General features: G+C 71.6%; 15 protein-coding genes. 4 read left to right on the top strand and 11 right to left on the bottom strand.

All coding sequences use genetic code 11. The features are described 5' to 3' along the window. Positions 1–53 precede the first annotated feature (53 nt). From O7598_RS14975 to O7598_RS14960, 4 genes are all read right to left on the bottom strand, one after another. Positions 54–1031 (bottom strand): hypothetical protein, encoded by a 978-nt coding sequence (locus O7598_RS14975; RefSeq protein ID WP_269691959.1) that lies wholly within the window; start codon positions 1029–1031, stop codon positions 54–56. Positions 1032–1132: 101 nt separating this feature from the next. After that, a complete protein-coding gene (locus O7598_RS14970) occupies positions 1133–1699 on the bottom strand; it encodes an RNA polymerase sigma factor (protein WP_269691958.1) in 567 nt (188 codons plus the stop codon). A 489-nt stretch (positions 1700–2188) separates the two neighbouring features. Beyond that, on the bottom strand, positions 2189–4669 hold the full coding sequence (gene fxsT / locus O7598_RS14965; protein WP_269691957.1) for an FxSxx-COOH system tetratricopeptide repeat protein: 2481 nt from the start codon (positions 4667–4669) through the stop codon (positions 2189–2191). 398 nt (positions 4670–5067) lie between these two features. Beyond that, entirely contained in the window at positions 5068–5922 is an 855-nt protein-coding gene (locus O7598_RS14960) for a hypothetical protein (protein ID WP_269691956.1), read from the bottom strand. A gap of 356 nt (positions 5923–6278) precedes the next feature. Between O7598_RS14960 and O7598_RS14955 the strand changes: the two genes are divergently transcribed. Both O7598_RS14955 and O7598_RS14950 read left to right on the top strand, forming a co-directional pair. Further along, positions 6279–7595 carry a hypothetical protein gene (locus tag O7598_RS14955; RefSeq protein WP_269691955.1) on the top strand — a complete coding sequence of 439 codons (1317 nt, stop codon included), beginning with the start codon at positions 6279–6281 and terminating at the stop codon, positions 7593–7595. Positions 7596–7954: 359 nt separating this feature from the next. Continuing rightward, entirely contained in the window at positions 7955–8743 is a 789-nt protein-coding gene (locus O7598_RS14950) for a class I SAM-dependent methyltransferase (RefSeq protein ID WP_269691954.1), read from the top strand. A gap of 152 nt (positions 8744–8895) precedes the next feature. Here the strand turns inward: O7598_RS14950 and O7598_RS14945 are convergent, their stop codons facing one another. The 6 genes from O7598_RS14945 to O7598_RS14920 form a co-directional block, all read right to left on the bottom strand. Then, complete coding sequence (locus O7598_RS14945; protein WP_269691953.1) at positions 8896–9126, bottom strand: hypothetical protein; 231 nt, start codon at positions 9124–9126, stop codon at positions 8896–8898. Positions 9127–9139: 13 nt separating this feature from the next. Next, positions 9140–10405 carry a WXG100 family type VII secretion target gene (locus tag O7598_RS14940; RefSeq protein WP_269691952.1) on the bottom strand — a complete coding sequence of 422 codons (1266 nt, stop codon included), beginning with the start codon at positions 10403–10405 and terminating at the stop codon, positions 9140–9142. Further along, positions 10402–10722 carry a type VII secretion target gene (locus O7598_RS14935; RefSeq protein ID WP_269691951.1) on the bottom strand — a complete coding sequence of 107 codons (321 nt, stop codon included), beginning with the start codon at positions 10720–10722 and terminating at the stop codon, positions 10402–10404. The genes O7598_RS14940 and O7598_RS14935 overlap by 4 nt, the downstream gene beginning before the upstream one ends. Then, positions 10709–11110, bottom strand: coding sequence for a YbaB/EbfC family nucleoid-associated protein (locus tag O7598_RS14930; protein ID WP_269691950.1), 402 nt, complete (start codon positions 11108–11110; stop codon positions 10709–10711). Before O7598_RS14930 ends, O7598_RS14935 begins: the two co-directional genes overlap by 14 nt. 104 nt (positions 11111–11214) lie before the next feature. Beyond that, the gene (locus O7598_RS14925; RefSeq protein WP_269691949.1) at positions 11215–11820 is read right to left on the bottom strand and encodes a hypothetical protein; all 606 of its coding nucleotides are present in this window, start codon (positions 11818–11820) and stop codon (positions 11215–11217) included. A gap of 26 nt (positions 11821–11846) precedes the next feature. Continuing rightward, positions 11847–13247 carry a pyridoxal phosphate-dependent decarboxylase family protein gene (locus tag O7598_RS14920; protein ID WP_269691948.1) on the bottom strand — a complete coding sequence of 467 codons (1401 nt, stop codon included), beginning with the start codon at positions 13245–13247 and terminating at the stop codon, positions 11847–11849. 180 nt (positions 13248–13427) lie between these two features. Here O7598_RS14920 and O7598_RS14915 point away from each other — a divergent pair, with 180 nt between their 5' ends. After that, positions 13428–14342: a hypothetical protein gene (locus tag O7598_RS14915; protein ID WP_269691947.1), complete on the top strand. Its 915-nt coding sequence runs from the start codon at positions 13428–13430 to the stop codon at positions 14340–14342. Here the strand turns inward: O7598_RS14915 and O7598_RS14910 are convergent. Then, a complete protein-coding gene (locus tag O7598_RS14910; protein WP_269691946.1) occupies positions 14311–16266 on the bottom strand; it encodes an AfsR/SARP family transcriptional regulator in 1956 nt (651 codons plus the stop codon). The two genes, O7598_RS14915 and O7598_RS14910, sit on opposite strands and share 32 nt — an antisense overlap. A 98-nt stretch (positions 16267–16364) precedes the next feature. Here O7598_RS14910 and O7598_RS14905 point away from each other — a divergent pair, with 98 nt between their 5' ends. Beyond that, on the top strand, positions 16365–17243 hold the full coding sequence (locus tag O7598_RS14905) for an alpha/beta fold hydrolase (RefSeq protein WP_269691945.1): 879 nt from the start codon (positions 16365–16367) through the stop codon (positions 17241–17243). The last annotated feature ends 12 nt before the right edge of the window (positions 17244–17255 follow it).

Raw genomic sequence — 17255 nt, 5'->3', positions numbered from 1 at the left:
AATGCCGGAAGAGGCCTCGCTCGCTCTCGAGCATCCTCCGCGATCCGGGACGGCTACTCGCAGCCAAGCGCCGCTTGGTACTCGGCCGGCGGGTTTCCGGCGGCCACCTTGTCGGCGGTCTCCCAGAACACCTCCGGCCAGTCACCCTCCTCGTTCATCTGGTGCAGCACCGTCCACTTGTGGCTGCTGCGCAACGCCTCAGCGGCCCGTTGGAGGGCGGCGTCGTCTCCTGCCTTGTTCGCGCGTAGCCATTCGGCTATCCACGCGCAGCCAACTCGGCTGGTCACCTTGGCGCCGAACTGGTAGGCGTCGTTGGTGCCGACGTCGCCCAGCGTGCTGGTGTCGAAGCCGGGAGGCAGCGGCACGTCGGCGAGCACCTTGGCCGCCTGCGCGTCCACTCGCTTCGGCGTGACGATCTCCGCCGGGAGCGCGGCCAGCCACGTACGCGCGTCGACGCGCACCACGTCGGCGAGAACCCGATCGAAATCGCTGCGCGTCCAAGTGCCCCCGGTACGCAGTTCGACGAAGGAACCGTCGCGGGGCCGGAGCATGACCGCGAAGTCGCTGGCGCTGTATCGGAACAGGTCCGCCGGCCAGCCGTCGACCTTCACCGGCTCCGGCTTGCTGACGTGGAGCCGATCCTGGTGGTAGCCGTCGTACTGGTCGGCCGGGTACCAGTTCATCTCCACCTGCCGTGCGCCGTTGCTGAACCCGATGGTGCCCGTTTTTTCGGCGAAACCGTAGACCGTGGTCGCCTTCCAACCGGGTTGGTCGATCAGCAGCCGGGGGTTCTCCTCGGCAGCTTTCAGCACCATCGCCGAGAGCGTGACCGGGTCCGTCGCTGCGGAGGTGATCGCCGGGTTCGCCGGTCGCCCTTCCGGCTGGTCGGACTTCATGATCGAGACGGTCAGGACACCGGCGAGAAGGGTGGCCGCGACGCCTGCGCCGGCGAGGCCACCCATCACGCCGCGGCGCGCCCGGAATCGCTTGCCCAACGGTTCGGCGACAGGGTCGAGGGTCGGCACGGACATGATGTCCTCCAGGAGGTTCTGCGCGGCCCCGTCGAGGTGCCTGATGACACCGGGTCGGTACGGGTCGGCGTCTCGGACCATCCGGTCGAGGTGCTCGTCGGTCATCTGCCCTCCTCGGCGGTGCGTGCGGCCATGACGTCGAGTACATGTCCGGGCGGGGCGAGGTCGTCACCGATGAGTTCTCGCAACCGGGCCCGGGCCCGCGACAGCCGGGTACGGACGGCAGCCGCCTTCACGTCAAGGACCGCCGCGGCCTCGCGGGGCTCCAAGCCCTCCCAGAAGGTCAGCATCAACACCTCCCGGTCCAACTCACCCAGCCGGGCCAGCGCGGCCTGGACCGTTAGCCGCTCGGGCACCTCGCTGCCCGGGTCGACGGCGACGGCGACCCTGAGCCGTTGCCGCAACCGTTCACCCAGCCGTTCCCGGCGCATTCCGCCCCGGTGGTGGTTGGCCAGCACCCGCCGGGCCACGCCGTACAACCACAGTCGGGCCTCGCTCTCGGGCGGCATGTCACGGCTGCGCCGCCAGGCGACGAGGAAGGTCTCGGCGACCACGTCGGCGGCGTCATCAGGCTGCCCGACGCGCCGCATCGCGTACGCCAGCAGCGGCTCGAAGTTGACCGCATAGACGCGTCGGAAGCGATCCTCGTGCTCAGTCCCGGGGCTCACGTCTACTCCATGTCCGGTCGAGCGCCCATCGTGACAAGCCCGACCAGAATTCACGCAGTTCGCCAGGCCGGCTCCGACCGGGACAGCGCTCGAAGAGCCTGGAACCCCAGGTCGGTCGCGGTCGCTCCCTCCGGGAATAACCAGTGACCTCTTCGATAACACCGAAGAGGTCACTGGTTCGATCCCAGTATCGCCCACGCAGGTCAAAGGCCATCTCCCGCTTCGGCTGGCCTGTCTGCTCGTCTGCAACAGCGGTGTGCAGCAACGGTCACGGGAGAGTGCAGCCGGTTGCAGGAACGGCTGGTGGGTGTGCCAGGCGGTTTCGTGCGCCCCGCAACTGGTGACGGGACCACATCGGGGCGATTCCCGAAGGCGGAGGCCGCCGGCTCGACCCAGTCTCCACTGTGCCGAAGCGGGCTTCGGGGAGCCCAAAGGCGTGAACGTCGAGGGTCCGCCGGGTCCGCCTGTCGACGTGAGCGGCCGGGCGCATCAGCCAGCCGTAGATCTGTCCGACCGGTATTGCCAGTAGACGAGGTTGTTGTGTGTGGCGCGGATGTCGGGATGGTTCGGGCCGAGTACACGCGAGCGGTCGCTGAGCAGCGCTCGGAAGGCGGCTGCGGCACCTCTGGCATCTCCGGCGTACCCGCGCCACGAGGCGAGGTTGTTACGGGTGGTCAGCGTGTCGGGATGGTCGGGTCCGAGAACACGCAGGCGGTCTGACAGGAGCGCTTCGAAGGTGGCCACCGCACCGGCGGCGTCCCCCGCCTTACCTCTCCAGTGCGCGAGGTTGTTGCGGGTGGTCAGCGTCTGCGGGTGGTCGGGCCCGAGGACACGCAGACGGTCCGACAGGAGTTCCTCGAACGCCGTCACGGCGCCGGCGGCGTCCCCGGCCTCACCCTGCCAGTGAGCCAGGTTGCTCCGTACCCGAAGTGTGTCGGGGTGGTCGCGGCCGACACGACGAAGCTGATTGTCCAGTAACTCCTGGAAGGCTGTGACGGCTCCGCCGGCGTCGCCCGCCAGGCCGCACCAGGAGGCGAGGTTGTTGCGGGTTTTCAGGGTGCGCGGATCGTCTGGGCCGAGGACGCGCAATTGCTCGTTCAGGAGGGCCCGGAAGGCTGCGGCAGCGCCGGCGGCGTCCCCGGCCATGCCCCGCCAGAGGGCGAGGTTGTTGCGGGTGGCCAGAGTTTGAGGATCGCCGGGGCCGAGGATGCGTAGCATGCTGTCGAGGAGATCCTGGAAGGCGGCGGCCGCCCCGGCGGGATTCCCGGACTGCCCCTGCCAATCCGCCAGGTAGCCGCGGATGCCCAGGGTGTGGGGGTGATCGGGACCGAGGAGACGTAGGTGCTCGTCGAGTAGGTCCTGGAAGCCGGCGACCGCGCCGGCCGGGTCGCCCGCCTCGCCCTGCCAGTGGGTGAGGTCGCTTCGGGTGACCAGGATGTCGGGGCGGTCCGGCCTGAGGTGCCGCCGCTGGTCGTCCAGTAGCTCGCCGAGGAACGTGATGGCCGGTAGAAGCAGTCCGGTTCTGCCGAAACTGCGTCCTATGGCGAACAGCACCGGGTGGGTGCGCGGGGCGATCAGCAGATTCCCGGTGACGTGGCGTAACGCAAGGGCGTTGTCCCGCATGAGCTGTTCCGGCTCGGGATGGTGCGCTGACGACCAACAGTCGAGGAGGGCGTCAGCAGCGGTCAGCGCGGCGGCGCGCAGTTCATCGGGCGAGAGGTGCTCGCGGGTAGCGCGTTGGATGAGCGCGTGAACGCGGATCTGATCCCTGGTAACGGTGGCTAGATTGAGCCGGTGCAGGTTGTGCAGAGCACCGGTAGCTGCGTGAGCGTTGCTCTGCTGATCGTCGTCCGTCGCGCGGGTGAGGTAGGCCAGGGCGGGTCGGCTGGTGAAGACGGCCACGGGTATGCCGTTGGAATCCAACAATGAGGCCAAGGCGAGCATCGGCCGTGCGAGGCCTTGAGGCTCGGCCCGGTCCGCTGCCTCGACGGACAGGGACCACGCGGCGGTCACCGTTGCCCGCTGGTCGTCAGGTAGAGCGTCCTGGTGGGGCAACAGCTCTGCCAGAGCAAGCTTGCGGTCGGCGAGGCGTCGGCGGTAGCCGGCGCAGTCGAGGCCGTCGGTATCGGCGCGGTCGCGGATGTAAGCCGTCGCTTGTGCAAGCGCGAGAGGCAAGAAGCCCAGATCAGCGGCGAGTCCGTCCGCGCCGGTGAGCCGAGCCGGGTCGGCGATGGCCCGGTTCACGTAGGAAACGGCCTCGACAGGTGTGAAGAGACCTACGGTGATCAAGGTCCGTCCTTCGGTTGCGAGGACGGCGTCACGACGACGGGTTGTCACCAGCGTGCGGCCGTTGCTGTTGGCGGGAGGCCACAGACCAGCGGCGTGGACTGGCGCGTCGAGGTTGTCCAGAACGATCAGATGCTTCTGGGGGGTGCGCTCGAGCCAGCCGAGCAGGGCACCTGCTGCCTCCTCGGGAGGAACCTTGGCGCCGGCCACCCCGAGCCGTTCCGCGGTCTGGGCGTATGCGGTGACGATCGCGTCGCGGCTGGCGGCAGTAATCCACACCAGCAGATCAAGCTGATCGGTGTCTGCCAAGTGGCGCGCGAACCGGGCAGCCAACTGCGTCTTGCCGACCCCGCCCATCCCGGACAGCACCTGGGTCGTCGCCGTCGTCCGCCCTGCACGAGCCGAGGCGACCAGATCGTCGGCGATGCGCCGATCCTGGAACCATGCCGCCAGCCGCGGGACCGACCCAACCTGAATCAAGCGACCGACAGTGGCACGGTTCCTGGCCTGGATTGGGCTGGAACCGGGCCGCAGCGTCACCACCAATGAGAACAGCCCGAGCAGCGCGCTGACTATCCCCGCGATCCACCCCGCCTGCTCCGTGCCTTTCCACCCCGGCCGTGGCAGCTCCCCGCCCCACAGAGCGCCCACGGCAAGCACGGCGAGGCCGAGCAGCAGCGCCACGGCTGTCCCCAACAGCAGGCCTGCTTGATGTCGCCGCGGCTTGCGGCCGAAGACTCGGGTCACCACCCCATCATCGATGGTTCTTCCCATCACGAGGGAACCGACGAGCCAGCAGAGGCGAGATTGGACTTTCGGACCAGCCCAGCTCCGGGACTACATGAGCTTCCCTGGCGATCGGCCTCGCCATCGACGGCTTCATCGTACGCCTGACGGCCGGCCCGGCGGTCATTTCACTGCGGGGCCACGGCGCGTGGTGGCGGCCGCGGTCGCTGGACCGGCTGCCGAACGTCGCCATCGAGGGCGACGGTCGACGCCTGGCCGCCGAGCCGGGGTGGGAGGCCGTCCGGGCCTGATCCGCGCGGGCGACCGCGACCGGTCGTCGCCCGGGACCGGCCCCGTCAGCGCGGGTGGTAGACGACCGCGCGGCTGACACCCCAGACCGGGCGGATCGACGCCGCGATGCGGCCGCGGTCATCGAGGTCGACGACCTCGCCGTCCGTGCTGACCCCGGCGAGGCTGAGGTCGTGCAGGACGCCGCGTCGCCACAGCGCCGGGCGGGCGCTTCCGTCGGTGGCCTGGGAGCTTGCCAGGATCTCGCCGCGGTTGTTGATCGCCCGCAGCTGGGTGAAGCTGCCGCCGAGGGTGCCGACGTCCAGAGCGCGGCCGTGCTGCCAGAGGATGCCGCGCTCGAACTGCTCGGCCGAGAACTGCCAGCCGATCACCCAGCCGTGGTCGTTGAGGGCGTACGTGTTGCTGCGGTCGAAAGGGCCGGCGCCGAGGTCGGTGACCCGGCCACGGTGCCACAGGGCGGCGTGGAAGCCGCCCGGCACAGACACCCCGCCGGAGACCTGGCCGCGCTCGTTGACGTCGGACACCTCGTCGAGGGCCAAGGGCAGGGCACGGCCGTTCGTCCACAGGACGGGGCCTGCGTCGGTGCGGCCGAGGACCTGGCCGCGGTTGTTGATCGCCACGGGCAGGGTGGACGGGGCTCCCAGCGGCCGCAGGACACCACGGTGCCAGACGTACCCGCCTGAGCCGTCGTCGCGGGTGCCGACGACCTGGCCGCGGTCGTTGACGTCGGTCGGGTTGAAGGCGCCGAGATCGATCATCCGGCCGTGGTGCCAGAGGAACCCGTGGTAGGTGCCGTCGGCGGCCTGGGCGCGGCCCACCACGTCGCCGCGGTCGTTCATGGCGCTGGCGTAGCTGCTGTCGCCGCCGAGGGTGCCGAGGTCCACCATGCGATAGCCAGCCAAAGCGCCGGGCGTGGTAGACGCGGCGGCGGTGGGTGCGGCCGTCAAGGCGGCCGCAAGGAGAGCGGTGGCGAGAATGGATGGCATGGGACGGCTCCTTCCGGAGCTCGCCGGGCGAAACGTGCGCTCAGCCTAGGCGCGTCCCACCGCTCTGCCAGGTAGCCGTCACGAATCCGACAGTCTCGCCACCCGCTACGCGTCACTCGCCCGCGATCATGGGCGTGGAGCCCTTTCGAAGGCCGGCGTGGCCGCAGAACATCCTCTCGATTCCGAGATCATCGAGACGAGCGGACCATGGTGATGCCTATGAATCCGACATAGCGTGGGCCGACGGTGCCACACTTCCAAGGAGCAAGACGTTGGAAAATGAGATTCAGCTGATCAGTGACGGCGATGGGTTGGCGATCATCGGGCATCCGGCGGCTGTCGATCGTTTCCTCACCACGGAACGGCTCCCATCGAAGGACCTGGGGCTGAAGCGGCTCAGCAGCGCCCTCGGTACCGGTTCCAAGATCGCCAAAGTGGGGGCCGAAATCTCCGAGCAGTCCGGTCGCTGGGTCCAACTGTCCGCTGAGTCCGCCCAGGCGATGAAGAAGTACAACCTGATGAGCGGCTCGGAGCATGGTCTCAGCCGTGCCGTGCTGACCGACCACGGCAGGATCACCGGCCTGCTCGAGATCGTGCAAACCCCGAGCGCGATGCTGACAAACCCGGCGATCCTGACCGGTGCCGCTGGTCTCATGGCGCAACTCGCGATGAAACAGAGCATGGACGAGATCACCGACTATCTCGCCGTGATCGACGCGAAGGTCGATGCCGTGCTCCGCACTCAGACCGACGCGGTGATGGCTGACATGATCGGGGTAGAGCTCGTCATCGACGAGGCCCTGACGATCCGGGAGCAGGTGGGCAGGGTTTCTGAGGTCACCTGGTCGAAGGTGCAGGCCACCCCGGTGCCGCTCGCCCGGACCCAGGCGTACGCGTTGCGGCAACTCGATGCCATCGCCGAGAATCTGGAGACGACCAACGTCGGTGACTTGGCCGCGACGTCGAAGCAAGCCGAGATCAAGGTGCAGGAGTGGCTCGCCGTTCTGGCCCGCTGCTTCCAACTCCAGGACGCGGTCGCCGTGCTCGAACTCGATCGCGTGCTGGACGCGTCCGCAGAAGAGTCGGAGGAGCACCGCGTCGCCATCCGGATCGCCCGGCAGAAGCGCCTCGAGCTCATCTCCCGCACCACCGAACGCCTGATGGCCCGGATGGACACTGCCGCCGGCACCGCCAACGCGAAGGTGCTGTTCAATCCGACCTCGTCACGCGCCGTGGTGCGGTCGACCAATCACGTCGCGACCATCGTCGTCGATTTCCACGGCCGGCTCGGCATCGAACGCGTCCGCCGGTCGTGGGATGCCAGGCGATGGCTCGACGCGGCCGTGGAAGTGCGCGACAAGGTCGTCGAAACCGGGTCCGAGGTGGGAGCCAAGGTTCTTGACACCGGAGCTGAGGTGAAGGACAAGGTCGTGGAAACTGGGGCGGAGGGTGTCGGTGTCGCCAGTCGTTTCAGTATGCAGGCTTTCGGCCGGGCCAAATCGATGATGGGCAGGGTTCCCGGCGGGATCGCCGAGCGGGCCCAGCGGCAGCTTGGGAGTAGCGAGGAACTTGATCGGGAACAACCGTAGTGCTGCGTCTGGATCGGCGGTGATCCGCACGCTTTCAACCCGAGGCCCGGGATTCCTCAGGCGTCTCGTGACGGGTGAAGGATTGGATTGACCTCGGTGAGCGTGTCGACCAACTGCGCGGTGCCGTGGCGAACGCGATCGTCCGGGTGATGGATCAACGTCTCACACTCAGGCCGAGCGGCGTCGCGCGGTGAGAGCCTCGACCCGAATCGTGTTGATGGGGTGAGTCGCGATGCGGTAGCACTCGACCTCGATGGCCGCCCAGCGTCAGTTCCGCTGAACCCTCGGGTCAGCGCTACGCCCGCATGCCCTGAGCAGAACGGCTCGCCGATTCCGCCAACGGCGGGCAGGCTTCCGCCATGACAAGCGGCTTCAGCGGTGAGGTGGCCACCTACTACGCCCGGCATCGACGCGGCTATCCGCCCGAGGTGCTCGACGCGCTCACCGCGACATTCCACCTCGGCGCCGAGGACACGGTGATCGACCTCGGCTGCGGCACCGGCCAGCTGAGCATCCCGCTCGCTGCCCGGATCGGCGCGGTCCTCGGCGTGGACCCGGAGCCGGACATGCTGGCCCTTGCCCGCAGCGCCGGTGTGGAAGCCGGAACGACGAACGCCACCTGGATGCTTGGCGGTGACCGGGACCTGCCCGCCCTGTCCCGGTCGCTCGGTGGTCGGACGGTCGGCGCGTTGACTGTCGCCGTCGCCATCCATTTCATGGACCGCGACACTCTGTTCGAGGCCGTGCGGCCGTTGCTGCGGCCCGGTGGCGGCATCGCCGTGGTCACCAACGGTGCGCCGTTGTGGCTGCAGAACACCGCATGGTCGGAGGCGCTGCGCGGATGCCTGGAGCGGCTGTTCGGCCATCCCGTCACCGCGAGCTGCCAGACCGACGAGGCGGGCCGCCGTCGCAACCGGGAGGCGCTCGTCCGCGCCGGCTACCGGTACGCGGAGACGTGCGTGGAGTACGACGCCCCGCTCACTGTCGACGACATGGTCGGCGGTGTCCTCTCCGCCATGTCGGCCGACTCGCTGCCCTCCGTACAGCAGCGGGCCGAGTTCGCCTCGGAGGTTCGCGAGGCTCTCGGTGGGACGGACGAGGTCACGGAGCGGGTGCGGGTCTGGCTGCAGTACGGCGTGCGGGCGTAGCCGCGCACATCCCTGGTCGGACTTCCAGCCCGGAGAAGGCGATAGTCGCCAAGGCCCACCGGGCAGCGGGTGGACCGTCATGGTGTAGGACGGGGCCGCAGACACCCGTGGCGTTCCACCCGCTCGGTTCTGCGGTTACGGGATCCTCGGGGTCAGCTTGCGAACAGCATTCTCTGCGGGAAGTCGCCAGCACTGCGCCACGAGTTGACGATCTTGGCGGCAATGGCGCTGGCAGCGGCATTGAAGTCGCCGTCCGTGACCGATGCCTCCAAGGTCTTCGGGTCGATGATGAGAACGCGATCGAACCTGTCCTCGAACCCGAACTCGTAGCGCACCTCATCCGGCGGGGCGTCAACCCGACGTGCGACCACCATCATGCCCATGTCGCTATTCTCCCTACCTGGAGTAGTCCTCGAACGTCGGGTCGGGAATCGAGTCCTCCCAGTTCGAGATTCGATTCGCCGCGAGGTGGGCTTCTCGGTAGTCAGCATGCGGGTTGGCGAGGTAGTACCTCGACTCTGCCAGCTCGTGTTCCAGCAGCCTGAAGTCCTCCGGCAGGGGATCGCCTCGGCGCAGCCGCAGCCAAGCCTCGGCCATCGGCGCGCTCGGATCGTACTGTTGTCGGATGATCCCGCCGGCGTAGTCGTCCATCGGATGCTCTTCGAAGAAGACGTGCCGTCGGATCTGCTCGATCTCCGCTGGTGAGAACCCGCGAGATCCATCGAGCCGAGGTGCATCGGTGAGGTTGGCCGCGATCGTTCCCGCATCGTCCTGCTGCCGGATCGCCGCGTAGGCGTCCTTGGCCCAGCCCTCCTGACGTTCGTAGTCGGACAGGTTGCGTGGCCTGCTGGTGTGCCCTCCATGGACTCCGTCGACCGGGTTGTGCGGGGATCTGGGGGAAGAGTCGGTGAGCCGGCTCAGTGCCTGCTTGAGCCTCTCGATCAGCTCGCCGAGCCGCCGCACCTCCGGCATCAGCCGCCGCAGACTCGCCAGCAACCCCCGCAACAACCGCGCGATCCGTGCCGCCCAGGACGCCACAGTCGTGGTGACCTGTTCTACGACCAGCGGCGTGGCCAGTCCGGCGCTGGCGACCAGCTCCGTGGCGTACACGATGAGGCGGGAGACGCAGGCGGCGACGGCGTCGCGGACCAGCAGCCGGACGGCGGCGACCAGGCCGGCGGCGCCCTCGGTGATCGCGGCCAGCGCCTCGGCGCCCTGCGCCAAGCCAATGACGGCCTGCTGCTGCTCGCCGGCCCAGCTGCGGTATCCGGCCCCGGCGACGCCGGTCCAGCCGGCGACCTCGGTGCGGACCGCGTGGGCCAGGTCGGCGGCGTCCTCGCGCAGCGAGGCGGCGACGTTGCGCCAGGTCTGGGCGTGCGCGGTGATCTCGGCCGGGTCGCCGGCGAGCCAGTCGAGGGCCTCGCTGAGTGGCTTGACGTGTTCGACGAGCCACGCGATGCCGTATTGCAGCAGCGCGCTGACCGGGTCGGACACGATCGCGAGCGCGTCCAGGCCGGCGCTGACCACGCCCAGGCCGCCGTCGATCCAGCTGCCGGTGCGGACACCCTGGGCGATGAGTTCGATGTCCTCGCAGATCCAGATGCCCGCCCAGGCACTGGGCCCGGTGTCCGCCGCACCGGCGACCAGCGGGTTGCTGCTCACCGCCGGTTCCGCGCCTGGTCGAGCAGGTGCGCGGCGTGGGTGTCGGAGGCGCGGTAGCGCTCGGCGCTGGTGCGGACCTTGCCGGCGGTGTCCCGGACCGACGTGGCGGCGGCGCCGACGCCGTCGACCAGGGTGCGCCCGAGGCCGTCGAGGAGCACCGGCATGATCTGGCAGAGTTGCCCGTACGCGTCGGCGCCCAGCCGGACGTGCTGCCCGGCCTGGCGGGCGGTGTCGATGCTGTCGGCGCAGCGGTCCAGGTGGGCGGCGTGGGCGGTCAGGTCGCCCGGATCGACCTGGAGGATCTCACCGTCGGGCATCCGGCGGGCCCTGGTCGGGGTCGAGCCGCCGCCGGTGGGACTCGACGATCGCCCGTGCGGCCGGGTCGTCCGTGCCGAGCGTCTCGGCGGTCGCCTCGGTGAGCCTGCGCAGCAGGTCGGTGCGCGCGGCCCGGGCGGTGGACACGACCTGCCGGGCGGTGTGGGCGGCGGAGTGCTGCCGGGTGCGTTCGTCGAGCCGCAGGTCGGTCAGCAGCCCGGACGCGTCGACTGTCACCTCGACCAGGCCGTCGTCACTGCGGGCGGAGCCGGTCAGCGCCTGTGTGCGGGCGGCGAGGTCCCGCGCCCGCGCGGCCTGCGCGGCGAGGCCCGACTCCCACTCGTCGAGTCGGCGACCCGCCGCGTCCAGTGCGGCCTCGTCCGCCCACATGGCCACCCTCCCCAGGGGACATCGGTGACCGCTACGCTACCAACCGGTGGCGCTGGGTGTATGTCCCGTCCTGCGGCGATCTCGGGCGGCGGGAGGGGCAACGGTCAGCCCTGGAGCCGCTGTGCCCAGTAGATCTGGTCGTCGGGTCCCAGGTAGACGAGCGCCAGCAGCAGGTCGGGCAGCGTCACCGGCGCGGTGGCGATCGGGAACTCCTGCCGTTGTCTTCCCAGGCGTGGAAAGAGCGCCACGAACGTCACCGGTGAAGCCCGGGCGTCTCCGATCGCCAGCCGGCTTCCGCCGTTCCGCCAATCGTGTTCGCCGACCCGCACGTCGCCCGCGCCGCGTAACCAGGGGTAGCGGTCCGGGATCCTGTTCTCCACCCCTGCGCTGCCCATGCCGACGCTCTCCTGCGGCGCGGACACCGCGAACACCGGCGGTTTGAGGTCGGTGCGCTTGTCGATGAGGAAGAGCGCGAAGTAGCCGCCGTCCAACGGTGCCGGTGGCGTCTGCCAGGACACCCGGCCCAGCACCAGTTGGTCACCGCCGGACGCCACCGGTGCCTGGTACGCCGAACCGAGCGCGGCCTGCGCCTCGTCGTAGGTGACGAACTCCAACGACGAGCGGAGGTGCAGCGCCTCCGGCCCGTAGGGCGGGCGCTGGTGCCACAGGTGCCATCCGCCGATCGCCGCCACGATCACCACCAACGCCACCGCCGCGGAGGCTGCCCGTCGCCACGTCACGACCGTGAGTGAAGCATGCCCTCGCCCGTCCGGCGGGCCAGCCGGCTGATCGCCGCCACCGACCGGTCCACGTCCGCCTCGGTGGTGGTCGCGTTCGACACCGAGATCCGCATCAGCCGCCGCCCCCGCCACGTCGTGCCGCCCACCCAGCACGTCCCGTCGGCCTGCGTCGCGGCCACCACCCGGTCGGTCTCCGCGTCGTTACCGAAGCCGACCAGCACCTGGTTGAGCACCACGTCGTTGACCACTTCAAACCCGGCCGCGGTCAGCCCGTCGGCGAATCGGCGGGCCAGCGCGCAGCAGCGTTCGACGAGCGCCGCCACGCCGTCGCGGCCCAGCTCCCGCAGGCCGGCCCAGGCCGCGAAGCCACGGGCGCGCCGGGAGGACTCCGCGGTCAGGTCGGCGCCCCCGGGCACGCCACCGGAGCCCACGAGGTACGTGGCCGCGTACGACATGGCCGCCGCGTGCACGTCGGGTCGGGCGCAGAACGCGAACGCCGTGTCGTACGGCAGGTTCAGCCACTTGTGGCCGTCGCAGGCCCACGAGTCGGCCGCCTCGACGCCGTCCACCAGGTGCCGGGTGCTCGGGCTGGCGGCGGCCCACAGCCCGAACGCGCCGTCCACGTGCACCCAGCCGCCGTGCCGGTGCACCAGGTCGCACGTCGTGCGCAGCTCGTCGAACGCGCCGGTGTTCACGTTGCCGGCCTGCAGGCAGACGATGGTCGGGCCGGTGCCGCCGTCGCGCAGCGCCGCCGCCAGCGCGGCCGGGTCGACAGCGCCCTGCGGGCCGGCGGGCACCTGCGTCACCGCGTCCGTGCCGAGGCCGAGCAGGCGCAGCGAACGGTCCACTGTGGCGTGTCGTTCGGCTCCGGCGAGCACCCGCACCGGCGGCGCGCTGAGCAGCCCGCGCCGTTCCACGTCCCAGCCGGCGTCGGCGAGCACCTGGTGCCGGGCGGCGGCGAGCCCGGCGGTGTTGGCGGCCTGGCCGCCGGTGACGAAGCCGACCGACGCCGTCGCCGGAATGCCGAGCAGGTCCTTGAGCCAGGTGCCGGCGGCCGCCTCGGCGGCCACCGCGGCGGGCGAGGTGACCGCGTTGAACGCGATCTGGTCCCAGCCGGCGGCGAGCATGTCGGCGGCGGTGGCGGCCGGGGACGCGCCGCCCACCACGAAACCGAAGTAGCGCGGCCCGGCGGTGGCGACCAGCCCTGGCTCGGCGGCGGCCACCAGCTCGGCGAGCACCTGCTCAGGCGGGGTGGGCGCGGCCGGCAGCCCGACGGCGAACGCCTCGTTCAGCGCGGCCTGGTCGACCGGCACCCCGACCGGCCGTTCGGCAAGTGTCCGCCGGTAGTCGGCGGCATGCTCGGCGGCCCGCCGAAACAGCTCCCGCAGCTCGTCCATCGCCGCACCCTAACCGGAGGTCGTGGGGCCGGACGCCCCGACGGTGGCCGGGTGTACTCGGAGTGAGTGCTGAGTGACCCCCGTGACCGCTGGCTCACCCACGAACTCCTGGGTTTCTGTGGATGGATCGGACCGTCGGTGGCTTTCCCGCCGACGAGATGGCACACCGGGGGAGGGCCGATGGGTCTGCGGAGACTGCTGGACAGCACACCCGCGCGTCTCGCCGGGCAGGGTTCAGACCTGCTCCAACTGGTCGTACTCGCCGGGACGGCTCTCGCCGCGCTGTACGGTGTCGGCACCACCTGGGCGGTGGCGCTGCACGTCCCTCCCGCGACGCTCGTCGTCGTGGCGGTGCTTCTCCTGGCCGCCTCGGTGCTGACGTACTACGTCAGGTGCGTCTACCGCCCGCCGGACTTCCTGATCGAGGAACTCGACGGGTCGCTGGTCGTCACGCGCGTCAAGGGGGCCGACGGTCGTTCCCACCACCGCTACGCCTACACGCGACAGCAACGAGTCCGGGCGACGCGGCAGATCCGCCTGGTCGGCGTCCGCTCGCACTGGAGCGGCCAGAACCGCACGGTCGAGGAGGCGACGTCGCTGTTCCCGGAACACCGGCTGCTCGACGGCGCGGTGGCCGAGGAGGACGGGCGGGTCTACCGGTGGTTGTACCTGCTCGGCCCGCTGGCCCGCGGCCGGCGGGTGAGGGTCGGCATCAGGCAGGTGTTCGAGGATGCCTACGCGCCGATGAAGCCGTACTACCGGGAGAGCTGCGAGGAACGCCCGGTCGGAAAGCTGTCGGTACGGGTGCAGTTCGACCACGCCGACGCGCCGGCCGAGGCGTGGCACGTGGTGTGGCGGAGAACGCGGTCGGGGTCGAGTCGTCAGGAGGTCGCCCGCACCCGATGCCGGCCCAGCGCTGACCAGGCGGCGGGAAAGGTCGTCTACGCGTTGACCCTGCGGCGGCCGGACCCCGAGTGCGCCTACGGCATCTGGTGGCGGTGGCCGGAGGAAACGCCCCGACGACTCGCGGGTGCGCCCGCGCGACGGGCGCAGGGCGAGGACGTCAGTCGGGCGCTTCCCCGAGGGCGGCGGTGAGCCGGTCGAGGTGCACGGCGACCGGGCCGGCGGTGAGCATCCCGCTGCCGGCGCCGGCCACCTCGTGCGCGGCCGGCGCCAACGCGTCGCGGGCGCGGCGCATCGCGGCCCGGTCGTGGAGCGCCACGGCGGCTCGGCCGGTGAGCGCCCACAGCGCCTCCAGCAGCAGGTCGCGCGGCGGTGGCGGGGTCCGGCGCAGCGCGGCGGCGGCGTCGGCGCGCCGGTCGGCGGCGAACAGCACGAGCGGGCGGGCCCAGGGCGCGTACGGGCCCCAGTCGGTGTCGTCGGGGAAGTCGGCCGGGAGGTCGTGCCACACCCGCAGGCAGAGCAGCGCCAGCGGGAGCAGGCCCCGCTCGACGCCGGGCATGCCGCAGCCGGCCAGGCGACCAGCGGCCGCCCGGTAGGCGGCTTCCGCCTGCGGGTACGACGCGCCGGTCGCCGCGGTGCCCATGGCCCGGTACCAGGTGGTGAACACGCCGGTGAGCGGGGACTCGTGCCGGGCGGCGAGCCGGTCCGCGGCGTCGGCGTGCGCGTCGGCGGCGGTGAGGTCGGCGAGCGCGCCGCGCGCCTGCATCCGGATCAGGTGTCCGAGGATCTCGACCGGGGCCAGGCCGTGCCGGGCGGCCAGCGCGACCAGCTCCGCGCCGGTCGCGTCCCGCTCGGCGGCCAGCCCGGCGCGGTGGAACGTCTGCATGAACACGCCGTTGAGCGCCTGGGCGAGCAGGGCCGGGTCGGCGAGGCGCCGGGCGATCGCCTCGGCGTGGCGGGCCGCCTCGGGCCCGCGCGTCGACGGCAGGCCGCGGGACTCGACGGCGACGGTGGCGAGCAGCCGCGCGCGGGTCGCCTCCGGCGCGTCCGGGCCGAGGCCGGCCAGCGCCCGTTCCGCCGCCGCCACCACCCGGGCCGCCTGCTGGGGGTCGTCGGCGCGGGTCCAGATCGCCGGCACGTCGTAGCCGCCGATCACCCGCGCGGTCAGGTCCGGGTCGCCGAGCTGCTCGGCGGCGTCGATGGCGGCGACCCGCTGGTCGCGGGCCGCCTCCAGACCACCCGGTCCGGTCACCGCCAGGCTGCGCAGCAGCCCGACGGTGGACTCCAGCCGGGCCCGCGCCCCGGGGACCACGCTGCGTTCGTACGCCGCGGCGGCCTCCGCCCACACCCGGGCCGGGCCGGTCGGCTCCGGGTCGGTCTGGCGCAGGAGGTCGGTCTCCAGCCGGCGCAGTCGCGGGCCGGGGTCCAGGCCGAGCTGGTCGCGCAGCCGCTCGCGGGCGCGGCGCAGCACGGCCAGCGCGTCGGCCTGCCGCCCGGCGCGGTAGAGGGCCAGCGCCAGCAGCCGCCAGCCGTCCTCGCGCCACGGGTGGTCGGCCACGTGGGCGTCCAGATCGGGTACGGCGTCGACGGCGCGCCCGAGCGCGAGCAGCGCCTCGGCGCGCCGTTCCACCGCGGTCAGCCGCAGCTGGTCGAGGCGGGCGCGTTCGGCGCGCGCCCACGGCTGGTCGAGGCCGGCGTACCCGGGGCCGCGCCACCAGCCCAGCGCGGCGTCGAGGCGGTCGAGCGTCGGCCGGGGGAGCGCGTCGGCGGAGGCGGTGACGGCGTCGGCGAACCGCCAGGCGTCGACCATGTCGCCGGTGGCGCGCAGCGCGTACCCCGGTCCGTCGGTGACCAGGAGCCGGGCCGGCTCGCGCGGTGCGCGCCGCGGTTCCAGGCGGCGGCGCAGCGCCGCCACGAAGGTGCGGACCGCGCCCACCGCGCCGGCCGGCGGGTCGTCCCACAGGTCGTCGACGAGGTGGTCGACCGGCACCACCCGGCCCCGGGCCACGATCAGCCGGGCCAGCACCGCGCGGTGCCGGGGGCCCTTCAGGTCGACCGGCGCGCCGGCGTCGTCCCAGGCCGTCACCGGGCCGAGCACACCGAAGCTGACCTGCACCGACCCCTCCTCGACCCGGGGGCCACCGTACCGCGCTCATCGGTTGCTCATCCGGCGCCGCCACGCTTGGCCGGTCCGACGAGAAAGAGAGGTACGAGATGACCATCGGCATCACCGGATTCGACTACCAGCGCGTCACCGTCGCCGACGGCGTGGCGCTGAACGTGGCGGTGGGCGGTTCCGGCCGCCCGGTTGTGCTGCTGCACGGCTTCCCGCAGACCCACCTGATGTGGCGGCACGTCGCCGCCGACCTGGCCGCCGACCACACCGTGATCTGCCCGGACCTGCGCGGGTACGGCGCCAGCGACAAGCCGCCCGCGCGCGACGAGGACACGTACGCGAAACGGACCATGGCCGCCGACGTGGTGGCGCTGGCCCGGGCGCTGGGTCACGAACGGTTCGCGCTGGCCGGGCACGACCGGGGGGCGCTGGTCGCGGTGCGCGCCGGCCTGGACCACCCGGACACGGTGACCCACCTGGCGTCGCTGGACGTGCTGCCCACCCTCGACATGTGGGACGTGCTGCACGGGGCGTCGGCGGCGGTGGCGTTCCACCTCTACCTGATGGCGCAGCCGCCCGGCCTGCCCGAGCGGATGATCTCCGCCAGCGCGGACGCGTTCTTCGGCTACTTCCTCGACGCCTGGGGCACCGATCCGGCGGCCATCGGCGCACAGGTGCGCGCCGAGTACCTGCGGGCCTCCCGGGAAGCCGTCGACTCGATCGTCGCCGACTACCGGGCCTCGGCCGGCATCGACGTGGCGCACGACCGGGCGGACCAGGACGCGGGTCGGCGGCTGGCCATGCCGGTGACCGTGATCCAGCAGGATTGGGGCGCGGCGCTCGGCTACGACGCGCAGGCGGTGTGGCGGGCGTGGGCCCCGGACCTGGAGCACCGCACCACCACCGCCGGGCACTTCATGGCCGAGGCGGCGCCGGCCGAGATCAGCGAGGCGCTGCGAGCGCTCCTGAAGCGGTAGCGTACGACCTAT

This window comes from Micromonospora sp. WMMC241 (assembly GCF_027460165.1).
GTDB lineage: Bacteria > Actinomycetota > Actinomycetes > Mycobacteriales > Micromonosporaceae > Micromonospora > Micromonospora humi.
This window is presented reverse-complemented; position numbering and strand designations above follow the sequence as displayed.

Coding starts and splice junctions, on each gene's coding strand:
- O7598_RS14950 (WP_269691954.1), top strand. CDS start 7,955: ATGACAAGCGGCTTCAGCGGTGAGGTGGCCACCTACTACGCCCGGCAT.
- O7598_RS14945 (WP_269691953.1), bottom strand. CDS start 9,126: ATGGGCATGATGGTGGTCGCACGTCGGGTTGACGCCCCGCCGGATGAG.
- O7598_RS14975 (WP_269691959.1), bottom strand. CDS start 1,031: ATGTCCGTGCCGACCCTCGACCCTGTCGCCGAACCGTTGGGCAAGCGA.
- O7598_RS14915 (WP_269691947.1), top strand. CDS start 13,428: ATGGGTCTGCGGAGACTGCTGGACAGCACACCCGCGCGTCTCGCCGGG.
- O7598_RS14935 (WP_269691951.1), bottom strand. CDS start 10,722: ATGCCCGACGGTGAGATCCTCCAGGTCGATCCGGGCGACCTGACCGCC.
- O7598_RS14930 (WP_269691950.1), bottom strand. CDS start 11,110: ATGTGGGCGGACGAGGCCGCACTGGACGCGGCGGGTCGCCGACTCGAC.
- O7598_RS14920 (WP_269691948.1), bottom strand. CDS start 13,247: ATGGACGAGCTGCGGGAGCTGTTTCGGCGGGCCGCCGAGCATGCCGCC.
- O7598_RS14905 (WP_269691945.1), top strand. CDS start 16,365: ATGACCATCGGCATCACCGGATTCGACTACCAGCGCGTCACCGTCGCC.